General features: G+C 62.6%; 20 protein-coding genes. 5 read left to right on the top strand and 15 right to left on the bottom strand.

The genetic code is table 11. The annotated features are described in order from the left end of the window. Positions 1 to 49 precede the first annotated feature (49 nt). Positions 50 to 901, top strand: a complete 852-nt coding sequence (locus tag ACIPV6_RS10620; RefSeq protein WP_400270839.1) for an IclR family transcriptional regulator — start codon at positions 50 to 52, stop codon at positions 899 to 901. 634 nt (positions 902 to 1,535) lie between these two features. Here the strand turns inward: ACIPV6_RS10620 and ACIPV6_RS10625 are convergent. The 15 genes from ACIPV6_RS10625 to ACIPV6_RS10695 form a co-directional block, all read right to left on the bottom strand. Next, positions 1,536 to 3,029 carry a CoA-acylating methylmalonate-semialdehyde dehydrogenase gene (locus ACIPV6_RS10625; RefSeq protein ID WP_400270840.1) on the bottom strand — a complete coding sequence of 498 codons (1,494 nt, stop codon included), beginning with the start codon at positions 3,027 to 3,029 and terminating at the stop codon, positions 1,536 to 1,538. Beyond that, positions 3,029 to 4,066, bottom strand: coding sequence for a Gfo/Idh/MocA family protein (locus ACIPV6_RS10630; RefSeq protein ID WP_400270841.1), 1,038 nt, complete (start codon positions 4,064 to 4,066; stop codon positions 3,029 to 3,031). The genes ACIPV6_RS10625 and ACIPV6_RS10630 overlap by 1 nt, the downstream gene beginning before the upstream one ends. Continuing rightward, complete coding sequence (locus ACIPV6_RS10635) at positions 4,063 to 4,950, bottom strand: sugar phosphate isomerase/epimerase family protein (RefSeq protein WP_400270842.1); 888 nt, start codon at positions 4,948 to 4,950, stop codon at positions 4,063 to 4,065. The genes ACIPV6_RS10630 and ACIPV6_RS10635 overlap by 4 nt, the downstream gene beginning before the upstream one ends. Next, entirely contained in the window at positions 4,947 to 5,726 is a 780-nt protein-coding gene (locus tag ACIPV6_RS10640; RefSeq protein ID WP_400270843.1) for an SDR family oxidoreductase, read from the bottom strand. Before ACIPV6_RS10640 ends, ACIPV6_RS10635 begins: the two co-directional genes overlap by 4 nt. A gap of 3 nt (positions 5,727 to 5,729) precedes the next feature. Continuing rightward, complete coding sequence (gene iolG / locus ACIPV6_RS10645; protein ID WP_400270844.1) at positions 5,730 to 6,743, bottom strand: inositol 2-dehydrogenase; 1,014 nt, start codon at positions 6,741 to 6,743, stop codon at positions 5,730 to 5,732. A gap of 15 nt (positions 6,744 to 6,758) precedes the next feature. Beyond that, complete coding sequence (locus tag ACIPV6_RS10650) at positions 6,759 to 7,784, bottom strand: Gfo/Idh/MocA family protein (protein ID WP_400270845.1); 1,026 nt, start codon at positions 7,782 to 7,784, stop codon at positions 6,759 to 6,761. Then, the gene (locus ACIPV6_RS10655; RefSeq protein ID WP_400270846.1) at positions 7,781 to 8,713 is read right to left on the bottom strand and encodes a hydroxyacid dehydrogenase; all 933 of its coding nucleotides are present in this window, start codon (positions 8,711 to 8,713) and stop codon (positions 7,781 to 7,783) included. Before ACIPV6_RS10655 ends, ACIPV6_RS10650 begins: the two co-directional genes overlap by 4 nt. Positions 8,714 to 8,777: 64 nt before the next feature. Continuing rightward, complete coding sequence (locus ACIPV6_RS10660; RefSeq protein ID WP_400270847.1) at positions 8,778 to 9,797, bottom strand: LacI family DNA-binding transcriptional regulator; 1,020 nt, start codon at positions 9,795 to 9,797, stop codon at positions 8,778 to 8,780. A gap of 2 nt (positions 9,798 to 9,799) precedes the next feature. Further along, positions 9,800 to 11,011 carry a Gfo/Idh/MocA family protein gene (locus ACIPV6_RS10665; protein ID WP_400270848.1) on the bottom strand — a complete coding sequence of 404 codons (1,212 nt, stop codon included), beginning with the start codon at positions 11,009 to 11,011 and terminating at the stop codon, positions 9,800 to 9,802. A gap of 30 nt (positions 11,012 to 11,041) precedes the next feature. Further along, positions 11,042 to 11,815 (bottom strand): HpcH/HpaI aldolase/citrate lyase family protein, encoded by a 774-nt coding sequence (locus ACIPV6_RS10670; protein ID WP_400270849.1) that lies wholly within the window; start codon positions 11,813 to 11,815, stop codon positions 11,042 to 11,044. Continuing rightward, positions 11,812 to 13,761 carry a 3D-(3,5/4)-trihydroxycyclohexane-1,2-dione acylhydrolase (decyclizing) gene (gene iolD / locus ACIPV6_RS10675; RefSeq protein WP_400270850.1) on the bottom strand — a complete coding sequence of 650 codons (1,950 nt, stop codon included), beginning with the start codon at positions 13,759 to 13,761 and terminating at the stop codon, positions 11,812 to 11,814. The genes ACIPV6_RS10670 and iolD overlap by 4 nt, the downstream gene beginning before the upstream one ends. Before the next feature lie 20 nt (positions 13,762 to 13,781). Continuing rightward, a complete protein-coding gene (locus tag ACIPV6_RS10680; RefSeq protein ID WP_400270851.1) occupies positions 13,782 to 15,212 on the bottom strand; it encodes an aldehyde dehydrogenase family protein in 1,431 nt (476 codons plus the stop codon). A gap of 33 nt (positions 15,213 to 15,245) precedes the next feature. Further along, entirely contained in the window at positions 15,246 to 16,172 is a 927-nt protein-coding gene (locus ACIPV6_RS10685) for an ATP-binding cassette domain-containing protein (RefSeq protein WP_400270852.1), read from the bottom strand. Between the two features lie 12 nt (positions 16,173 to 16,184). After that, the gene (locus ACIPV6_RS10690; protein WP_400270853.1) at positions 16,185 to 17,237 is read right to left on the bottom strand and encodes an ABC transporter permease; all 1,053 of its coding nucleotides are present in this window, start codon (positions 17,235 to 17,237) and stop codon (positions 16,185 to 16,187) included. 65 nt (positions 17,238 to 17,302) lie between these two features. Next, positions 17,303 to 18,301 (bottom strand): substrate-binding domain-containing protein, encoded by a 999-nt coding sequence (locus ACIPV6_RS10695; protein WP_400270854.1) that lies wholly within the window; start codon positions 18,299 to 18,301, stop codon positions 17,303 to 17,305. Between the two features lie 241 nt (positions 18,302 to 18,542). Here ACIPV6_RS10695 and ACIPV6_RS10700 point away from each other — a divergent pair, with 241 nt between their 5' ends. From ACIPV6_RS10700 to ACIPV6_RS10715, 4 genes are all read left to right on the top strand, one after another. Continuing rightward, positions 18,543 to 19,436 carry a sugar phosphate isomerase/epimerase family protein gene (locus ACIPV6_RS10700; protein WP_400270855.1) on the top strand — a complete coding sequence of 298 codons (894 nt, stop codon included), beginning with the start codon at positions 18,543 to 18,545 and terminating at the stop codon, positions 19,434 to 19,436. Positions 19,437 to 19,563: 127 nt separating this feature from the next. After that, positions 19,564 to 19,752 carry a hypothetical protein gene (locus tag ACIPV6_RS10705; RefSeq protein WP_400270856.1) on the top strand — a complete coding sequence of 63 codons (189 nt, stop codon included), beginning with the start codon at positions 19,564 to 19,566 and terminating at the stop codon, positions 19,750 to 19,752. A gap of 234 nt (positions 19,753 to 19,986) precedes the next feature. Next, a complete protein-coding gene (locus ACIPV6_RS10710; protein WP_400270857.1) occupies positions 19,987 to 21,420 on the top strand; it encodes a sugar porter family MFS transporter in 1,434 nt (477 codons plus the stop codon). Positions 21,421 to 21,615: 195 nt separating this feature from the next. Further along, positions 21,616 to 21,936 carry a hypothetical protein gene (locus tag ACIPV6_RS10715; RefSeq protein ID WP_400270858.1) on the top strand — a complete coding sequence of 107 codons (321 nt, stop codon included), beginning with the start codon at positions 21,616 to 21,618 and terminating at the stop codon, positions 21,934 to 21,936. Positions 21,937 to 22,266 lie beyond the last annotated feature (330 nt).

Below are 22,266 nucleotides of genomic sequence, written 5' to 3' on the forward strand. Positions count from 1 at the left end.
TTGTGACGTCGCTGAGTAGGCCGCCAAGAGAAGGGCACGGACCCCTGTCGTGAAATCCAACGAATCGCTACGCGGCAATATCGAGCTCACAGCCGCGACAGACAGTGCCAGCAGCTTGGGCAAAATGCTCAATATCCTGCAGCTGTTCAGCGAAACAGCACCTGTATGGTCCACAGCCGAGATCATCGAAACGTTGGAAACCTCCAGGTCGACCGGATACCGGTACATCAAGACCCTTCACGATGCCGGGCTGCTGAACTCCTCCCGCAACGGCTACTACACGCTAGGCCCGGGCATCATCGAAATGGACCTCCAAATCCGGCTAACCGACCCGCTGCTCCTGGCCAGCCACGGGATTCTGGAAGACCTTGTTGCCACCATCGGCCACTCGGCCCTTCTATGTACCGCTTACCACGACTCCGTGCTGTGCGTCGGGGAGGCCCGTGCCCCGCAAAGCCCCACCAACCGCTTCAGCCGCGGACAACGCCGCCCCCTGTTCCAAGGCGCCGTATCCAAGGTCATCCTCGCCTACCTGCCCCATCACCGGCTGAAGGCCATCTACCCACGCCAACAAGCGGAGATCGCCAGTTCCGGGCTGGGCAGCAACTGGGCGGAATTCCGGGCGGCCCTGGGCCAGATCAAAAAAGACGGATACTCACTCACCAAGGGTGAGTTCAACCCAGGCGTCTACAGCGTTGCCGCCCCCGTCCTCACAGACCAGAAAACCTCGCTCGGCAGCGTCGGCGTCGCCTGGGACGAGAGGGAACGCCGCGACGTCGACGTCGAACGTGCGGTACTTGCCGTCAAGCAGGCAGCAGCCATCATTTCCGAACGGCTCTTGGCCCGACAAGAACTGGACGGGGCCACCGAAGCAATGGACAACAACGCCATAGCTCTCTGACCTAGCGTCGCGACCATTCAGCATCGTGCTCCATTCCGGGGTTGCAGGTAAACCGGCCAGCCCGGCCCTAACGATCCGCACACCACGGCGGGCTCCAGAGGCAGGGCTGGCAAGTTATGGACACAATTCATGACGGGGTCCTGGCAAAGAGCGCAGCGCCCCGCAGCTGCTGAATTTACCGGTCTTATGCCGTGACCCCCCGAGGCTACCGGTGCTCGTCATCGTTGAGACGTTCTTGGTGGCAAGACGCGCCGCTCTCCCCAGCTCAGACATATTCGTCATCGGCGGTGCCGAGCGGGCATTTCAATGGCCCAGGCCACGCGATGGAGGATTGTGGCGATTCTTCCTCGCCAGAGTCCTTCAGGTTTTCCATTGGAGCTGGTTGCTCGTTGCACAGTCGGCGCGTCGGGTAGCGCACTTCGTGCTTCTGCCAGTTGTTGCCTGGCTATGAGCAGGGCCAGAGGGTAGTAGCTGTTCATGTGATCTCCGCCTGGATAAGCATCTTGCGGACATGGTGAGGCCTTGGGAGGCAGATGACAGGGGCCGGACCCGTATACCGGTCCGGCCCCTGTTTCCGGAGCTGTGCGCTGGGGCCCAGTGCCAGTGCCACCGCGCACCGCAGCCGGATTCCCCTTTAGGTTGAGGGGAAGTTGTAGGAGGCACCGGAGGCGTGGTCAGCTTCGGGCCAGCGGGAGGTAACGACCTTTCCGCGGGTGTAGAAGGAGACGCCTTCGGGTCCGTAGATGTGCTTGTCGCCGAAGAGCGAGGCCTTCCATCCACCGAAGGAGTAGTAGGCGACCGGAACGGGCAGGGGCACGTTGATACCAATCATTCCGACGTCCACCGAGCGCTGGAACTTCCGTGCCGCTGCTCCCGAAGAGGTGAAGATCGCTGTGCCGTTGCCGTACGGGTTGGCGTTGATCAGATTGATGCCGTCCTCGAGGGTATCGACGCGGACCACCACGAGCACGGGTCCGAAGATCTCCTCGGTGTAGGCGCTCATCTCGGTCTTCACGTGGTCGATCACGGTCGGTCCAACCCAGAAGCCCTCTTCATGGCCCGGGACGATGAGCTCGCGGCCGTCCACGACCATCGCGGCGCCGGCGGCTTCGGCCTCGCTGACGGTTTTGAGGATGAAGTTTTTTGATTCCGGGCTGATGACCGGGCCCATGTCGGCGTCGGATTCCGTGCCGTTCTTGACGTTGATGGCCAAGGCGCGTTCTTCGACCTTCTTTACGAGCAGGTCCGCGGCGTCTCCCACGGCGACGGCGACGGAGATGGCCATGCAGCGCTGGCCGGCGGAGCCGAAGGCGGCTGCGGCTACGTGGTCTGCGGCATTGTCCAGATCGGCGTCGGGCAGGATGATGGCGTGGTTCTTCGCCCCTCCAAGGGCCTGGACGCGCTTGCCGTGTGCGGTCCCGACCTCGTTGATGTGCTTGGCCACCGGCGTGGAACCGACGAAGGAGATCGCGTCGACGTCAGGGTGGGTGAGCAGGCCGGAGACGACTTCGCGGTCACCATGGAGGACTTGGAACACGCCGTCGGGCAGCCCGGCTTCCTTGAACAGCTTGGCCAGCAGCATGGCGGCCGACGGCACCCTGTGGGAGGGCTTGAGGATGAAGGCGTTGCCAGTTGCGATTGCCATGGGGGCCATCCACAACGGAACCATGACGGGGAAATTGAACGGGGTGATCCCGGCGACAACACCGACGGGTTCGCGGAAGGAGAAGACATCGATGCCGGTGGAAGCCTGGTCGGAGTACTCACCTTTGAGCAGCTGCGGAATTCCGCAGGCGAATTCGATGACTTCCAGGCCGCGGCCGATCTCACCCCTGGCGTCTGAGAGGACCTTGCCGTGCTCGGCGGTAATCAGGGCGGCGAGTTCATCGACGTGGGAGGCGACGAGTTCGCGGAACTTGAACAGGACGGCGGTGCGCTTGGCCAAGGAGATGTCGCCCCAGGTTTCGGAGGCCTTCTTGGCGATGGCGACGGTGTTGTCGAGATCGTCGCGGTTGGCCAGCCGCAGCTGCGCCGTGACGGCGCCGGTGGCGGGGTTGTACACGGGCTTGGTTTCCGTGCCGTTGCCTGCGGCCTCAATGCCGCTGATGAAGTGGTTGATGACGGTCATTACTGCTCCTGGGATAGGTGGTATTCAACCGCGTGGACGTCGGTGACGTACCGCGGCAAACCGGTGGCGATGGATTCGTGCAGTGCCAGGCGGACTGCAAGGTTTTCCTCGGTCAGAGGACGGTGGATAAGGTCGGCGCTGGAATTACGGACCCAGGCGCTGAACCGTTCGATCTCGATCTTGAATTGGTCTTCCCCGATGTCGCAGGTCTCGGCGCGTCCGTCACGGGAGGAGACGGTGACCTTGGCTGTTTCCCAAGGCGCTGGGTCGAACGCTTTGTCGAGGCTGATCTGCCCTTCGGTTCCGATGATGTGGAGGGTGTGGGCTCGGGTTCCGCCCCCTTCAAACCCGCAGTCCAGCGTGCCGATGACATCGCCGTAGTCGAGGATGGCTGCGGCTGATGTCTCTACCGGGTCCCCGGTATTAGGGCTGGTTCCCCGGCCGTAGACCGTGTGCGGGGCACGTTCCATGACCATGTTCATGATGTCGATGGCATAGCACCCGACATCGTTAATGGCCCCTCCATCGAGACCGGGCTGCAGCCTGATCTCGCCCTCACTGCGGTCCATCGGGAAATGGAAGCGGGCATGCAGCGACACCGGTTTCCCGATGCGCCCGGAGTTGATGTACTCCTTGACCTTCTGGTGCTGGGGGTGGAAACGGTACATGAACGCTTCCATCAGGGTGACATCGTTGCGGGTGCATGCTTCGCGGACCCGTTGGTAGTCTTCAAGGCTTGCCACCAATGGCTTCTCGCAGAGAATGTCCTTGCCGGCCTCCGCTGCGGCGATGATCCACTCCGTGTGGAGACCGTTGGGAAAAGGCAGGTACACGGCTTCGACGTTGGGATCTGCAAGCAGTTCCTCGTGGGAGGTGTACGCCGTCGGAATACCGAACTGCTCCGCCACGGCTGCGGCTTTGCCGTTGGGGCTGCTGATGGCAACCACCTCGGCGTTGCGTGCCGTCTTGATAGCCGGAAGGAAACGGTCCTGGGCGATACGTGCGGTGGTGAGTACGCCCCAGCGGACGGCGCTCATCCGTGAAGTTCCTGTTCCAGTGCACGCAGGAACGCGACCGATCGGCGGACGTCCTGGACGGGACCTTCATCGGCCGGTGCACCTTCCAGAATGGTGTCCTGTTCCATGGTGAACCACCCGGAGTAACCTGCCGCCAACAGATCCTTCACGATACCGGCGATGCCGACATCGCCTTGGCCGAGGGGTACATACATGCCGGTCTTGACACCGTCGGTGTAGGAGAGCTCGCCTGCCTGGACACGCTCTGCGAGAGCCTTGCGGACATCTTTGAGGTGGGTGTGCCCGATGCGGGCTGCATAGTCGCGCACGAGCTGGCTGGGGTCGGTGCCGCCGATGAGCAGGTGGCCGGTGTCCAGGCAGAGGTTGGCTGCCGTGTCGTTCAAGACCCGGTTGACGTCCGAGGTGCTCTCGATCATGGTGCCCACGTGCGGGTGGACCACGGCCTGGATGCCCTTGTCCGCTGCTGCCTTGACAATGGAGTCCAGGTTCCGTCCGAAAAGATCCCATCCGTCGGCGTCGAGCTCGTGGCGCTGGTCGTACCCTGCAACACCGGTCTCAGCGGCAAGCACCATGATGCTTGCCCCTGCTGCTTCGTAGGCGTCCAGTTCGGGTGCCACGACGTCCAGTGGGCTCTTGGCCGGGTCGTGAAGAATCACGGGGAAGAATCCACCGATCGCCTGGAGGTTGTGCTGTTTCAGGACCTCGGCTCGCCGGGTTGCTTCCTTGGGAAGGAAACCCTCCGGGCCGAATTCCGTGGCGCTGATGCCCAAGGCGGTCATTTCGGTCAGGACTTTGTCTGCCTCGAGTTGGTGTCCCCATCCCGGGACCTCACAAACGCCCCAGGAGATGGGGGCGGCTGCCAAACGGCTGGTGATGGTGCTCAATCTGATCCTCCAAGTACGTTCTGGTCCCAGTCGATGACTGATCCGGTAACTACTCCGCTCCTGTCGGAGAGGAGAAAGACAATGAATTCGGCGATCTCGTCGACTTGTCCGAGCTTTCCCATGGGGACGGAAGCGTTGGCCTTGTCGAGCCAGTCATCGCCTGCGCCGTGGAATTTCTTCTGGGTTTCGGCTTCGCCGTCCGTGGCGGTCCAGCCGATGTCCAGACCGTTGATGCGGATCTTGTCCCAGCGGTGGGCGTGGGCTGCGTTGCGGGTGGCTCCGGCTAGGCCGGCTTTCGCGGCGACGTAAGGGGCAAGGTAGGGCTGTCCACCGAGCTCGGCGATGGAGATGACGTTCAGGATGTTGCCGGGTGCGTTGCGGCTGCGCAGGTGCTTGATGGTTTCAGCCATGATGAAGAAGGGCGACTTCAGGTTCACCGCGATGTGGGCGTCGAAGAGCTCCGGTGTGGTGTCCAGCATGGTGCCGCGGGTGGTGAGCCCGGCAGCGTTGACTGCGCAGTCAACTTTGCCGAAGGCTGCGACGGTCTCCAGAACAGAATTGCGGGCCTGTTCCACGTCTGCCAGGTCGGTTTTGATGAAGCGCGTTTCCACTCCTGCCGAGGACAGTTCCCGGGCGAGTTCTTCGCCGCTGTCCGCGTTGCGGCCGGTTATGGCCAAGCCTGCGGCGCCTTCGGCGGCGGCGCGGCGTGCGACGCCGGCTCCGAGGCCTTGGGTGCCGCCGCTGATGAGGATGACTTTGTCTGTCAGCAATGGCATGGGTTACTCCTGTCCGATCTTCACGGTCCGGCCGGAACGTGCCGATTCTTCGGCCGCGTTGGCCAGGACGAGGGCCTGGACGCCGTCGTCAAAGCCTGGGCTGCAGGCGGTGCCGCTGCGGATCGCCTTGGCGAAGCTGTCAAGCTCGTTGCGGTAGGCATCGACGTAGCGTTCGAGGAAGAAGGGCAGGTAAGCGTCGGTTTGTTCGGTTCCGGCAGCACTGTATTTGCGGACGGTGGTGGGGCTGACGTTGCCTGCGTTGAGCATGCCCTCGCTGCCGAACGCTTCCAGGCGTTGGTCGTAACCGTAGCTGCTGTGCCTGGAGTTGGTGATGGTGATCAGTTCGCCGTTGCGTCCGCGCAGGGAGATGACGACGGAGTCGAAGTCGCCGGCTTCTTCGATGTAGTCGCAGAAGACGTTGGCGCCGGAGGCGGATACTTCAATGATGTCCGGGACGAAGAACCGTGCCATATCGAGGTCGTGGATGCTCATGTCGCGGAAGATCCCGCCGGAGGTCGCGATGTAGTTGGCCGGGGCCGGGGCGGGGTCACGGCTGATGATGGTCAGCTGTTCCAGCCGTCCGATCTCCCCTGCTGCCACCCGGGTTTGGATGGCGGCGAAGTTCGGGTCGAAGCGGCGGTTGAAGCCGAGCATGAGCGGGGTTTTGTTGCCACGGATTTTGTCCCGGCACGCCAGGACACGGTCGATGTCCAGGTCGATGGGCTTCTCGCACAGTGCGGCCACGCCTTGGGACATCGCCCGGGAGATCAGGTCAACGTGGGTGTTGGTGGGCGAGCCGATGATGATGGCGTCCAGGTCGGCGTTGGCGAACACTTCGTCGGCGGTTTCGACGGCCAGCGCGCCGGTGCCTGCGGCGAGTTTCCTGGCTCCTTCGATGAAGGGGTCGGCGATCCAGGCCAGTTCGAGGTCGGGGTGGGCGGCGATGTTGCGGGCGTGGACTTGCCCGATGCGGCCTGAGCCGAACAGCGCAACCTTCAGGGGTCGTTCAGTGGACATGGTTTGCGGTCCTTTCTAGGGGGTCGTCTGGGCGGGCTGTGCCGGGGCGGGTATTCCGTGGTCGACGTTGGTTGTCGTTCCGCCGGCGTTCATGGAGTCGATGAGCGCTTGGGCGACACGTGTGGCGTGGAGGGCGTCATGTGCCGTGGCCAATGGTGAGGGGGTGCCGGCAGCGATGGAATCTACCCAGGCCTGGGATTGAATCCTGTAGGCGTCCGCGAAGACGGGCCGCCAGTCGGCTGCGTAGGCGCGGGTCTGTCCCATGGCCCGGTTGTGGATTGTCGGCCGGGGGCCGGCCAGTTCCAGGGATCCTGTTTCGCCGACCACCTCGCACCGGACGTCGTAGCCGTAGCGGGCGTTGACAAAGACGTCAACGATGCTGAGAACTCCGTCGCGGGTGTGGAGGTGGAAGACCTGCGGGTCTTGGCGGGTGGTGTCTTCACGTGTGCTCTTGGGGGCGTGCCAGCTCACCCCGTCGATGGGCGAGTCGAGCAACCAGGCGGTGATATCTATTTCGTGGATGCCGGAGTTGGTGATGGTCGCAGCTGAGTCACCGCCCGGGTATGAGTGCACGTTCCGGTGCGAACTGCGGACCATGAGTGCCTGCCCGATGCCGCCTGCCCGCAAAGTGGCTTTGAGGTCACGGTAAGCGGGGTCGAAGCGGCGCATGAAGCCGACCGAAATCAGGGGGTTCCCTGCAAGAACGGATTCGAGGGCGACCAGTTCCTGGCACTCCTCCGTGGTGGGCGCCAGCGGTTTTTCACACAGCACTGGTTTGCCCTCGGCGAGGCAGGCTTTGACCTGTGCGGCGTGGACGCTGTCATGCGAGGCGATGAGCACTGCGTCGACGAAGGGGGAAGCGATGAGTTCTTCTGCTGAGTTGAAGCTGCGGGCCCCGGTGTCGGCAGCCACTGCCTGGGCTCGCCCGTAGATCGTATCGGCAACAGCCGTCACCGTTGCCCCTGAGATGCTTCCCTGCAGGATACGGGCGTGTTCGGCGCCCATGACGCCGGTACCGATGACTCCTACGCGGACCGTCATGGCCGTGCCACCGCCATCGGTGCGCGTCCGGCGAGAACGTCGACGGCGCCTTGGGCGGCGTCCCGGACGGTGTGGGCCATCCCTTGTTTGGTGAACCCCATCAGGTGCGGGGTGAGGGTGACGTTGTCATGGTCGAACACCGGGTGGTGGGCAGGTGGCTCCGGGTCGAAGACATCAAGGCCAAGCCCTGCGAGGTGCCCGGACTGCAAGGCCTGGTAGGCGGCGTCGAGGTCGACCAGGCCGCCCCGGGAGCAGTTGATGATGACCGCACCCGGTCTCATGGCCCGCAGGCGCTCAGCGTTGATCAGGTTCCGGTTTTCCGGTGTCAGAGGTGCGTGGAGGGTGACGAAGTCGCTGCGTTCAAGGAGTTCTTCGACGGTCGCGCACCGGCTTGCTTCGGGGATTTCGGCGTAGGGATCGTAGGCGAGGACGGCCAGGTCGAAGGCTTCGGCGATGCGTGCCACACGGCGGCCGATACGCCCGTAGCCGATGATGCCCAGAGTGAATCCTTCAAGATCCCCAATATCAACGCCTGACCGTTCGTCCCAGCGCCCTTCGCGGACCAGGCCTGTGAGCGGAGCAAGCCGCTTCACCAGGGCCAGAAGGTGGGCGAATACCCCCTCTGCGACGGAGGCAGTGTTGCTTCCGGGCGTGATGACCACGGGAATGCCGCGGCGGTCGGCTTCGGCGACATCGACGAGATCTGTTCCTACACCGGTCCTGGCGATGACCTTCAACGAAGGCATGCGGTCCAGCAGGTCCCGATCCACCCGATACGCTGCACGGACGATAGCGCCGTCGGCGGTGGCCAGATCCTCTTCGGTAGGGTCAAGCACGAGCTGCTGGTTTTCGGCCAGGAGCGGCCGCACGAGACCGGGTTCGACACTGCCAAGTGCGACAAGTTTTTGGGTGTTGTTAAGGGAAGCCATCGTCATCCTTGAAGATGTGGGTACGGGGCGGCACCGCTCAGGTGGGGCCGTGTGTAGGTGGGTGTTAGAGGCCAATGAGGCTTGAAGTGCGCACGACCAGGCGTGGCGCGATGGGGTGGTGTACGAAGCCGTTGCCTTCGCCGTGGATGCGTTCCAGAAGCGACTTGGCACCTGTCACGCCGATTGCGGTGCTGTCCGGGTCCACCGTGGTGAGCCCAAGACGGGGCATCGCTCCGAGCGCGATGTTGTCGTAACCGGTGATGGCGACTTTGGCCCCGCACTCATCGGCCGCCGTCATCGCTCCCAAAGCTGCCAGATCGTTCAGGCAGGCCAGGGCCGTGGGCCGAAGATGTTGTGAGCGTGAGGAGTTCAAGGCCTTCTGCGCCGCGACGTAGCCGGATTCCTGGTAGAAATCAGCGTCGACGATGCTGATGTGCCGCGAGAGGCCGTGCTCTTCCATGGCAGCGGAATAGCCGTCCACACGCGCCCTGCCCACTGATCCGCCCAGACCGCCCAGATGCACGATGTTCTCATGTCCTTGGGCGATAAGGTGTTCGACCACCATGACCATCCCGTGGGTGTCATCGGACCGGACTACATCGGCGGTGTCGATGTAGTCCGGTCCGCCGCCTGCGAACACGACAGCTCCCCCGGAAACGGCCCGGTTGAAGGGGGCTTTGTCGGGGACCGTTCCGATCACGAGCAGCCCTGAGACGCGCAGGTCCCGGAAAGCTTGGAGGATGGACTGGTCCACTCCCCTGCCCTTGGCCGTTACGGCGCTGAAGAGGACCGTGTGGCCGGCATCTTCGAGCACCGGGCGGGCAGCGTCGGCTACGTCGAAAGCCCAAGGGTTGTGCAGGTCGCTGACCAGCACACCGATGTTGCCGCTGTCGCGCGTGGCCAGGGAACGGGCGGCGAGGTTTAGTTCGTAGCCCATCTCCTCAACGACCTTGAGCACCCGCTGGCGGCGCTCGTCACTGACGCGGGGCGAATCGCGCAGGACGAGCGATACCAAGGACTTGGAAACACCGGCGCGTTCGGCTACGTCCTTGATTGTTGGCCGCCGGGCGGATGCAGTGGTCATCGCTACACCCGCGCTGCCGTGGTGCCGTGGATTTCCTCGAGCTTCTGCCACTGCCCGGAGTGTGCGGAGGCTTCAGCTGCGCTGACGATCGCGGCCGCGGAGGCAGCGTCGTGGATGTTGGAGTTCTCCTGTGCCCCACCGGTGACGGCCAGCAGGAACTTCTTGGCCTCGATAACCTTCAAGTCGTCAAAGCCCATGCTGTTGCCCGGGCCGGGCTGGAAGTGCGAGTAATCGCCGTGGCGGGGGCTGGCGTTGACGGTGGTGTATCCCTGTTCGTCGTTGTTCCGTCCCAGGCAGACCTTCAGTTCGTTCATGCGCTCGAAGTCCCATTTGAGGGAACCTTCGGTGCCGTAGACCTCGATCTGGTAGCCGCACTCGGGTCCGACTGCAACCCGGGAGGATTCGATGGTGCCCACGGCGCCGGCGCCGACGGCGGACGGGCCGAAGCGGACCAACGCTGCTGCGTAGTCCTCATTCTCGACCTCTCCCAATTCACCGTTCTCGATTACCGCGAAGTGTGTTCCTGAGCCCATAGCCAGTTTGGGGCGCTGCGTGTAAACAGTGCTTGTCAGCGCGGTCACTTCGGCGATGGGACCAACTACATACTGGCACAGGTCCGTCGCGTGGCTGAACAGGTCAGCGAGGACTCCGGTTCCGGCGAGTTTCCGGTTGAACCGCCACGACAGTGCCCCGTTGGGTTCGGAGGCATAGCCCGAGAAGAATACTGCCCGCACATTGGTGATCCGGCCCAGGCGGCCTTCAGCGATGAGTTTGCGTGCGTGCTCAACGGCGGGGGCGTGCCGGTAGTTGTAGCCGATGGAAGTAATGACGCCGGCTTCGACTGCGGCGTCCTGGACAGCTGCGGTTTCTTCGTAGCCGCGGCCGACAGGCTTTTCGATCCAGAAGTGCTTGCCGGCCTTCGCTGCTGCAATGCCGATTTCGGCGTGCAGGAAGTTCGGTGCGCAGATTGAGACGACCTCGACGTCGGGGTGGTTGAGCACGTCGTGATAGTCGGTGGTGCCTTCCGCAAAGCCCAGGACGTCGCGGGCGTAGTCGATGCGGCTGGGTTCGGTATCTGCGGCGATGACCAGCCTGGTGTTGAGCCCCAGCTCAGGGTAGGCGTAGGGGACGGTCTGGTAGGCGCGCGAGTGGAGCTTTCCCATCCATCCAACGCTGATGAGGCCGACACCGACGGTGCGGGATTCTTGGCTCACTTTCATGCCTTTCTTTCGGTAAGTCTTGGTTCAGTTGCGGGCGGTAGCGAAAGCGTCTCGGAACGCGGCCGCCATGATGGTCGAGTCAGAGCCGATGGCCACAAAGCGGAAGCCTTGCCGGACGTACTTGGCGGCCGCGACGCCATCCACGGCGAGGATGCCGGCCGCTTTGTTGTGTTCTTCGGCCGCTGCCACGACTTTTTGCAGTGCTTCCTGGAAGGCGTTGCTGTCCAACTGCAGCGGTACCCCCAGCGCGTAAGACAAATCCAGGGGGCCGACGAACAGAACGTCCACGCCGTCCTGGGCTGCGATGTCATCCACGCTATTCAGGGCATCGAGGGTTTCGATCTGGATGACCCCGACGGTGCTCTGCTGCTCCGCACTCAACGGCGCCCGGTCCATGCCCCACCGGCAGGACCGATTGTAGGTGGCCACTCCCCTGTCTCCGTAGGGAGGGTAGAGCATGTGCTTTACGGCCTGTCCCGCCTCTTCAACGGTGTTCAGGCGCGGGACCATGATGCCCGCTGCGCCTTGGTCCAGGACACGGCCGATCCGGATCCGTTCACCGCTTTCGACCCGGACGATGGTCGGAACACCGTAGCTTCCGGCGGCGAGGACGCCTTCCCGGACGGCGTCCTCGCCGCCGGAACCATGCTCGAGGTCGATCAGCACCCAGTCAGCGCCGGACGCGGCGCACACTTCGGCGGCCGTGGCCGAAGCCAATCCGACGAAGGTGCCGACGGTGGTCTCTCCGGCGCGCAGCCGGGCGCGCAGGTTGCCGCCGTCGAGAGGGCTGCGGCTCATCCGAACCACCGCTGACGGGTGCGGGCGGTCTCGTAGTCGGCACGCAGATCCTGGACCCATTCCTGGTCGGAGACTTCCGCAGGGGCAACATCCCACCAGACGTCGCCGCCGGGAAGGTCCACGTGCGGGACGGTGGGAACGATGATTACGACTGGGCCTTGTGTGTCGCGGGTGGAGGCCAGGGCCTCGCGGACCTCCGCAGTGGTGGTCGCGCGGATGGCCAGGGCGCCGAGGCCTTCGGCGATCTGGCGAAGGTCCACCTTGAGGTAGTCGCCTTCCAGGCGGGCCTTGGGGGCGTCTTCGACGGCAACGCTTCCGGCTGTGGTGCGGTAACGGAATTCGTTGCCGAATTCGCGTCCCATCCTGTTCATCTGGAGCCGGTGAATGACTTGGTAGCCATGGTTTTCGGACACGACGACGGTAACGTTCAGGCCTTCCTGGGCTGCCGTGAGGATCTCCGTGGGGGCCATGAGGAACGTACCGTCGCCGATGAAGGTGACCACGCGGTTGTCGTTGTTGCCCTCGGCCAGTCGTACGCCCATGCCGGCGGCGATTTCGTAGCCCATGCAGGAGAACCCGAACTCCAGGTGGCAGTTGCGGTTGCCGGTGGCGTCCCAGACTTTCTGGAGATCCCCGGGAGGGCCGCCGGCCGCGGCAATGATCGTGTCACCGGAGCGGGCGTGTTCCTGCATCAGGCCGATCAGCTGGGGCTGTGTGAGGACCGCTTCGGTCACGGGTGCATGTGGGTGGTCTTCGGGGCGGTAGGCGGTGTCCGCATCGAGCCACTGGGACCGGATGGGAGCCCAGGCGGCCTTCTCCGACTGCACGGTTTCCTGCCAGCTCTCGCTGGTTGCGTGGCCTTCAAGAGCCTGGGCCAAGGCTTCCAGCCCACGGCGGGCATCGGCGAGGATTCCCGTAGCTCCTTGCTTGCGGGTGTCGGCGTCAACGATGTTCAGCGAGGCGAAGCGGATGTCGGGGTTTTCGAAGATCGACTGGGATCCGGTGGCGAAGTCGGTCAGGCGGGTGCCGACGCTAAGGACAAGATCGGCTTGCTTCACGAGGGTGTTGGAGGCGAAGTTGCCTTCCAGGCCTACACCGCCCACCTGCCACCATTCATCCTTGGTGACGGCGCCCTTGCCGCCGAACGTTTCAACCACCGGGATGCCCGTTTGACCCGCGAGGGCTTCCAAGGCCGCGTGGGCGTCCGAGTAGTGGACCCCGCCGCCGGCGAAGATCACGGGCCGCTTGGCGTTGCGGACCAGTTCAGCAACGTCGGAGATTTCCTGCGGATCGGGCAGGGGCCTGCGGATCTTCCAGTCACGGGGTTCGAAGAACTCGGCCGGGAAGTCATAGGCGTGGGACTGAACGTCCTGGGGCAGGGAGATTACGACGGCACCGGTGTCCGTGGGGCTCGTCAGCACGCGCATGGCCTGCGGCAGCGCCGTGAGGAGTTGCTCCGGCCGGGTGATCCGGTCGAAGAACCGGGAGACCGGGCGGAACGCGTCGTTGACGGTGGCGTCGGCTTCGGTGGGGTGTTCGAGCTGCTGCAGCACCGGGCCCTGGTGACGGGTGGCGTAGGTGTCACCGGGCAGCAGGAGCAGCGGAAGACGGTTCACGGTGGCCAGCCCGGCCGCCGTGACCAGGTTCAAGGCACCGGGGCCGATGGATGCCGTGACGGCGAGGACCGACTGACGGCGCGTGGCCTTGGCGTAGGCGGTGGAGATGTGGGCCATGTACTGCTCGTGGCGGCCCTGAATGAAGGGCATGTCGTCGGCGAGCTGGTCGAGTGCCTGGGCGAGGCCGGCGACGTTGCCGTGTCCGAAGATGCCGAGAGCGGCGGGGACGAGCCGACGGCGAACACCGTCGGCGACTGAATGCTGGGCTGCGAGGTACTTGATGACCGCTTGGGCCGTGGTAAGCCGGATGGTCTGTGATGGTGTAGTCATTGCCTTGTTTCGGGTTGTCGTTACCAGGGACGTCCGTGCAGGACGATGGTCTTCTCTTCGGTCATTTCCTGGACTGCGGAACGGACGCCTTCCTTGCCGATGCCGCTGCCTTTGAGCCCGCCGTAGGGCATCAGGTCTGCCCTCCACAGCGGAGACCAGTTGATGTGGATGTTGCCGGCGTCGATCTGCCGCATGGCCTGAACGGTGCCCGCGACGTCGTTGGTGAAGATGCCGGCGCCAAGGCCGTAGTCGTTGTCGTTGGCCAAGGCGATGGCCGTTTCGATGTCCTGCGCGGAGGAGACGGCGACAGCGGGGCCGAACAGTTCGTTGCGGCTCAGGTTTGAACGGGGATCAACGCCTGCGACCACTGCGGGGGTCACCACGGCGCCGTCCCGCTCACCACCGGTCAGAACCCTGGCGCCGGAATGCCGTGCCTCGGTGATGGAAGCGTGCACACGGGCGGCTTCCTGTTCGGAGATCAAAGAACCCAGCCGTGTGTCCTCTTCCTTGGGGTTTCCTACCGCAATGGCTTCGACCTTTGGTACCAGGGCATCGAGGAAATCAGCCTCAACGCGGCGGTCAACAATGACACGCTGCACCGAGATGCACACCTGTCCGGCGTTGATAAAGCCACCCGCGGCCACGGCACTGGAAGCCAGCTCAAGGTCGGCGTCGGGCAGGATGATGACGGGGCAGGACGCACCGAGCTCCAGCGAGAGCTTTTTCACTCCTGCGATGGAGGAGATGTGGGTTCCGGTGCCGGTCGAACCGGTGAAGGACACCTTGCGGACGCGTGGGTCGGAAACGAGAACATCGCCCAAGGAACTGCCGGGACCGGTAATAACCGACAGCGCCTCCGCGGGCAAACCGGCGTCGACGAAGCACTGTGCCAGCTTCAGTGCCGTCAGGGGGGTTGCCCTCGCGGGCTTGAGCACCACCGCGTTGCCGGCTGCCAGTGCCGGGGCGATCTTGTGCAGGACCAACAAGGCCGGGTAGTTGAACGGGGTGATTGCCACGACGATCCCGACCGGCTGCCGGAGGGTGAAGCCAATCTTGTCCAAGCCGGTGCCGGCGTTAGCATCCAAGGGAAGGGTCGAGCCGTACAGTTGACTTCCCTCATAGGCTGCCAGACGAATGATGTTTCCCGACCGCGATGCTTCACCGCGCGCCTCGGTAATGGGCTTGCCGGTTTCCGCGCTGATGGTTTGGGCGATATCCTCCGCGCGTTCGTCAGCCAAGGCTGCGGCGCGCAGGAGGATATTGACCCGGGCGTGCGCGGGCATGGTCCGCTGCAGGTGCGCGCCGATCTCCGCCCTGTCCAGAGCATCCTGGGCGTCCTTGACTGTCGCGATAGGGACCGTGTCAATAGTCCGGCCGTCAAACGGCGAACGGACTTCTTCGGTCCGGCCGTCTGCGGCGCCTCGCCAGTTTCCGGCTACTAGCATTTCCATGGTTGCTCCATCCAGGTTCGGTTCGAAGCGCTGTTAGTGGCGCTTGGTGTTGTGGTCGGGTGCGGCCTCTGCCACGTCGGCGACCTCTGCTTTGACCTCGTTGAGGGCTTGGGTGTGGCCACCGAGTTGCTCCAGCTCATGGGCGAGCTCAGCGAGTTCGGCGCCGCCGGCCATCTGGGCCGTCAGCTCATCCAGGGTGATGTCCTTCTTCTCGTAGTAGCCGATCGACTTGCCGCGCTTGAGCAGCAGGAAGCGGTCGCCAACCGGGAACGCGTGGTGCGGGTTGTGGGTAATGAAGATGACGCCCAGGCCACGGTCGCGGGCCTGCAGGATGTAGCGGAGTACGACGCCGGACTGCTTGACTCCCAGCGCGGCCGTCGGTTCGTCGAGGATCAGGACCTTGGCGCCGAAATACACGGCGCGGGCGATCGCCACACATTGGCGCTCACCGCCGGAGAGCTGGCCGATAGGCTGTTCCACATCGCGCAGGTCGATGCCCATGTCCGCGAGTTCCTTCTTGGTGATGGCCTTCATCTTCTGGACATCCATGCGGCGGAACGGACCGACACCGGTGGTCAGCTCGGAGCCCAGGAAGAAGTTCCGCCAAATCGGCATCAGCGGAACGACCGCCAAGTCCTGGTACACGGTGGCGATACCTGCGTCGAGCGCTTCACGGGGTGAAGAGAACTTCCTCGCATCGCCCATCACCTGCAGTGTGCCTTCGTCGTGCTGGTGCAGGCCGGCGATGATCTTGATCAGCGTGGACTTACCGGCACCGTTGTCGCCCAGGACGCAAGTGACGCGGCCGTTGTCCACCGCCATGGTCACGTCCCGCAGGGCGATGATGTTGCCGTAATGCTTGCCCACGGCTTCGAGGGAAAGCAGATGCACGGGCGTGTGGGTCAAGGGATCCTTCTCGTCTTTCAGCAGGGTCTGCTGGTCGATCTGTTGTGCATTCATTGGTCCGGCCCCTTACTTCAGTTCTGCCCGGCGTTTGACGATCAGGTTCACGATGGTGGCCAGCAGCAACATCAAGCCCAGGAAGAACTTGAACCAGTCCGGATTCCACTGTGCGTAGACAATGCCCTTATTGGCCATGCCAAAGATGAACGCACCGATAGCGCCACCCACCGCGGACCCGTAGCCACCGGTGAGGAGGCAGCCACCGATCACGGCGGCGATGATGTAGAGGAACTCGTTGCCCACGCCTTCACCGGACTGCACGGCGTCGAAGGCGAACAGGTTGTGCATGCCCAGGACCCAGCCGCAAAAACCGACAGCCATGAACAAACCGATCTTGGTCTTGGTCACCGGAACACCAACGGCGCGGGCAGCATTCGCATCACCGCCGACGGCGAAGATCCAGTTACCAATCCGGGTGCGGAGAAGCACCCAGGAGGCGACCAAGACGAGCACAATCCAATAGAAGACGGTGACTTTGACGTCGACTCCGGCGATATTCACGGAGGAAGCGAAGATCGATTTCGCCACGCTGAAGCCGTCCATGGAGGCGATCGACGGGGAGGAAACGGATCCACCGATGAGCCGAGTCAGTGCCAGGTTCAGGCCGGTCAGCATGAGGAAGGTGGCCAGCGTGACGATGAAGCTGGGCAGCTTGGTCTTGACCAGGATCCACCCGTTGATGAAGCCGATACCCAGGGAGACCACCAAGGCGAGGGTGACACCGACCCAGATGTTGGTAGAGAAGTACCAGCTGAACAGGGAGGCGGTCAGGGCCGAGGAAATCACGGCCACACCAGTGGAGAGGTCGAACTCGCCGCCGATCATCAGCAGCGAGACACCCACGGCCATGATGCCGATGGTCGAAGAACCGTAAAGGACGGTCGCGAAGGAATTCGGTTGCAAGAAGGTGGGGGCTACAACCGAAAAGAAGACGAACAGGAGGATAGCGCCGACGAGGGCGCCCACTTCCGGGCGGGCGAGGAGTTGCTGGAAGGGGTTGCGTCGTCCGATGCGCTCATCGCCGGGGGCAGGCGTCGGCGCTGGGGCTGTTGCAGTAGTCATGTGAATAAGCTCCTTGATGTTCGGGCCGCACGAGGGAAGCCTCGTGCGGCCCGAAACGCTTCGGATTAGCGGATACCCTGCTGGACGTTCTTCAGGACGTCAGCGATGGTCGACTTGTCCACAATGGAGGGACCTGTCAGGACAGCCTGGCCGCCACCGACCTTGAACCCGCCCCGCTTGTTCTGCCACAGGGCGTCAACGGAGAGGTAGCCCTGGAGGTAGGGCTGCTGGTCTACCGTAAAGAGGACCTTGTCGTCGTTGATGGCCTGGGCCAGTGCCGGGTTGAGGTCGAAGCTGGCTACCTTGATCTGGCTGTTCGCGTCCGTCACGGCCTTGAGGATAGTGACGGTGTAGGGAGCGCCCAAGCCAACGATCACGTCGGCATCCTTGGAGGCCTGAAGCTTGGCCGTTGCCGTGGACTGCACCGCGGTCATGTCCTTGCCATCTACGTAGAGGATCTCCGTCGCCGGGACCTTCTCTTTGACACCAGCGCACCGCTGCTCCAGCTGAACCTGCCCCTGGGCCATGATCACGCAGATGGGGTGCTTGTAGCCGTCGGCGGCGAGCTTGGCCCCCACGGCTTCGCCGGCCAGTGACTCGTTGGAACCGAAGTGTGTGAACGCACCCAGCTGTGCGGAGACGTCCCCGCCGGCGTTGAAGCTGACAAGGGGAATACCGGCGTCCTTGGCCTTCTTCATGACGTCCTTCATGGCGCCAGGGTTGGCGATGGTGACGGCGATGCCGTCGACCTTCTGGTCAATGGCCTGCTGGACCAGCTGGGCCTGACGGCCAGCATCGGAGTCGTTCGTGTACAGGATTTCGACGTTGTCCTTCGCAGCAGCCTCTTCGGCGCCCTTGCGGACAATGTCCCAGAAAGTGTCACCGGCCTCGGCGTGCGTAATCAGGGCAACCTTCATACGTGGGGTGCTGGCAACCTGCCCGCCCGATCCGCCGTCGCCACCTGCAGCTTCGGTCTTGCCGCCCTGGCTTGAACATGCCCCCAGTGCCAAAAGCGGTACTACGGCAAGTGCGAGAGCACCTCGCCGCCAATTGAACTTCGCCACGTGAAATCTCCTTTGATTCGCGTAAATACTCGACCTTGTGCAGGCCTCGGCCTTGCTCTGATGAAGGCCAGTACGGAGGTCTTGGATCTGATGTAGAACGGAATGTGACCCACATCGCTTTGTGGAACGGTCCAACAGTAATTCTAGACATTACACGATGTCAATAGACCGTTCCAACGAAGTGTGCTTTCATGATTAAGGCGCTGCGTGATCCACGCCTCATTGCTTCGAAGGAGAACCATTGACCAACTCTTCAACCCCCGAACTCGTGGCCTCCTGCTGGACCAGCGCAGGAGACACGGCCCCGCTCAGGGTTCCGGAAACAAGCCCCGTCCCCATAGGCGAGCGAATGGAAGCTCTGGCCGCCACAGGCTGGGCCGGCTTCGGACTGGCCCATGACGATCTGCTCCAGATCCGGGACACAATCGGCTTTGCAGGGCTGCGCGACATCATCGACCAAGAAGGCTTCCGCTATATCGAGGTCGAATTCCTCAGCAACTGGTGGGACGAATCCAAGGCCAGCGAGTGGCGGCCACAGTTTGACCTGCTCCTCGATGCAGCAGAGACCCTCGGTGCCAGGTTCATCAAAGTGGGCACGGCCTTTGGTGCCGAACTGGACGACTACACTCCCTTGGCACTCCCCTTGCGTCATCTCACGGAAGAGGCGACCGAACGGGGCACCCGCATTGCTCTGGAACCCATTGCCTTTTCCATGGCCCAGTCAATCCCCACATCAGCCGATCTCATGCGCACCGTGGATCACCCCAACTGCGGTCTTGTCGTCGACTACTGGCATGTCTTCCGCTACGGAACCACCCTGGACGAGCTATCTGAGAACCTCACTGCCGACCAGATATTCGCAGTGGAACTCAACGACGCAGACAAGGAGGTCCGGGGGACATTGTTTGAGGACACACGCGATCACCGGCGCCTATGCGGTCACGGCGACCAAAACGTTGTCGGGTTCATCAAAACCCTCAGGAACCTCGGCTACAACGGCCCTTGGGGCGTCGAGATCCTTTCCAACGAGCATCGCGCAATGCCTGTGCGACGGGCTCTGGAATTCGCACTTTCCACAGCGCTGGAATGCTTCGATGCAGCTGACGAACCAACCACCCCCGTCGGACGTACCTGAACCAGGGATTCCACGGTTTGGGCTCCAACGCACTGAGGAGCACACATTGATAGACAGATTCCACCTTCAGCACGATTGGCAACCCCTCGTTGGAGAACTCGTCGAAATCCGTCATAACGGACAGCCCGTGCGAAGTGGGTTCGTGGACGGCGTCACGACAGATGGATCCATCCTGTGGCTGGCAGCCTACGGCGCAGAACCCCGGACCATGTTCGAACGCTTCCAGGGGTACACGGCCTGGATTGAATACAAATGGGAAACCACACCCGTTCACCACTGGGCACCCGCATCCAACCGCATAGACGCCGTCGCTTAGCCGCGGCGATAACTGCCGGTCGTTTCCGCGCACGTACCCGCAATCAGCTGACGGTAACTTCCTGCACGTTCATCGCTGAGGGATAAGCGGTGACTGAAACACGCACTCATTCTGACTGGGTGCCCATCCCGGTAGCAATCGACCTTCTTCGAACGAACTTCGACTATCTCTGACATGCACACACACAACTAACCCTTAGAACACCTAACGCACTAAACGCGAAGGAGCGTTGTTTTGGCCCAAAAACTCGACGTGACAGCCTCTGCTGGAAGACGAAAGCAGCTGCCCGCCATGGGGCGGGGATCCTACAACAAACGCCTCGGCATGATCACCGTTATTGCCACATTCGGCGGACTGCTCTTCGGTTACGACACCGGCGTCCTGAACGGCGCACTGACCTTCATGAGTAACTACTTCAACATCTCTCCCTGGGAAGAAGGGCTCATCACCTTCATTCTGCTCATCGGCGCAGCGGTTGGCTCCCTTTTGGGGGGTAAGGTCTCCGACAGGTACGGCCGCCGACCTTTCATCATCGTTCTGGCCGTCCTGTTCTTCATCGGAACGCTCGGGGCAGCCCTGTCATTGCAATACGACGTCCTGCTTACCTTCCGCTTCATTCTCGGACTCGCAGTAGGCGGCGCCTCAGTCACCGTCCCCGTTTACCTGGCCGAGGTAGCTCCGTTCGAGAAGCGTGGCAGCCTCGTTTCCCGCAACGAGTTGATGATCGTCAGCGGACAGTTCCTCGCCTTCCTCGTCAACGCAATCATCGGCAACCTCTGGGGCACCAATCCGGACGTGTGGCGCTACATGCTCGCAGTGGCCGTACTGCCAGCCTTCGTCCTGTTCTTCGGCATGCTGCGCATGCCGGAAAGCCCGCGATGGCTGGTCTCCAAGGGGCGCGACGACGAAGCCCACACCGTACTGAAAACTATGCGATCTCGAGACCGGGCCGACGCAGAAATGGCCGAAGTAAGGGAACTGGCGGACCAGGAACGCCAAGAAAACCTCGGCTCGTGGAAAGAAATCCTCTCCACCCGATGGACCCGCAAGCTGCTCCTGATTGGATTCGGCATCGGCATCTTCCAGCAACTCACCGGTATCAACTCCATGATGTACTACGGAACGCAGGTGCTCGAACAAGCAGGATTCGACCGCAACGCAGCACTAGGATTCAACGTACTAAACGGCGTAGCCTCCGTCGTTCCAATGATCGTAGCGCTCTACATCATCAACCGAGTCAGCCGTCGGAGCATGATGCTTACAGGATTCATCGGAACGACGACAGCACACATAGGGGTCGGGCTTGTCGGCATTCTCCTCCCCGAAGACAACCTGCTCCGTCCCTGGCTGCTGCTCGTCTTTATCCTGGCCTTTATCGCCATGATGCAAGCCACGATCGGACCGCTGGCCTGGCTGATGATCTCCGAAATCTTCCCGCTGCGGATGCGCGGGCTCATGATCGGGGCATCAGTGCTCGTACTCTGGCTCACCAATGCCGCAGTTTCCTTGGTTTTCCCTCCCGTGGTCGCAGCACTCGGATTCGGCACATTCCTCCTCTTCGCAGTACTCGGCCTCTTCGCTATCGTCTTCACAGCAAAGTGCCTGCCGGAAACGGGCGGCCGAAGCCTCGAAGACTTCGAAGAAAGCTTCAGGGCTCAGTCGGTTTGATGGAATACCTTGTGATACCCCCAACCAACCGGACGGCGAAACGCACAATACGAAGGAACTCCCCTTGCACTGTCTGAAACTGCTGTTCAAGAGAGCCCCCCTTCCATCAGAACAGAACCGTCCCGCAGTGGTTCTCGTCCTGACTGCCTCACTTGAGGGGGCCGATTCTTTGCGTCTTGACAAAGGATGAGGGCCATGAGACGGACTCCGAGGAAGGCCAAAGGAACACAGAAGCCGGTTTTTGGCGCTTTCGTGCTCTCGCAGACGAATCGGTGCGACATTGTGGGTGATCTGGCCCGTGAGGCTCAGAAGTCACACTTCGAGGGTTCGACAATCAGCGACATGTGGGACCACCTCGAACGGCTTAACATCATGGACGAGTGCACCGACGCAATGACCCAAGCGGAGCAGGAATACAACCTCTTGGTCTTGGACTGGGAGGTCGGCAGGCGAGCCAGCGTTCGTGTGAGAAGCATCGTGAGCGGCGGCCTGCCCAGCCAAGGACGACGTCGCTGAGCCATCGCACAGGAGCGCCGCAGCGTGCTGCTCTGTCAGGCGGATGGAACTGTCCGGTACCGGGATGATTGATTCCAAACTGAACTACACCCCAACCTGACGTCGTTGCCTCCTGACAATGGAAAATACGTGCCTGACCGGAGTTAGTTAAGGTACAGCGCGGAGGAATGTGCCCGAGGCACCACTAACATGAGCAAATCTGGTCTTTTCTAGGGCTGTTTCGGGACTTCACCACCCAGCCGGGCACGGATCCTTTCCCAGCCGACTGTCAGAATAGGGCCTAAGAACATCGCGAGCCGCTGTCAGGAAATCCGGAGTTCGCATTAGCCT

The organism is Paenarthrobacter sp. NPDC089988 (assembly GCF_044748465.1).
Classification (GTDB): Bacteria; Actinomycetota; Actinomycetes; order Actinomycetales; family Micrococcaceae; genus Arthrobacter.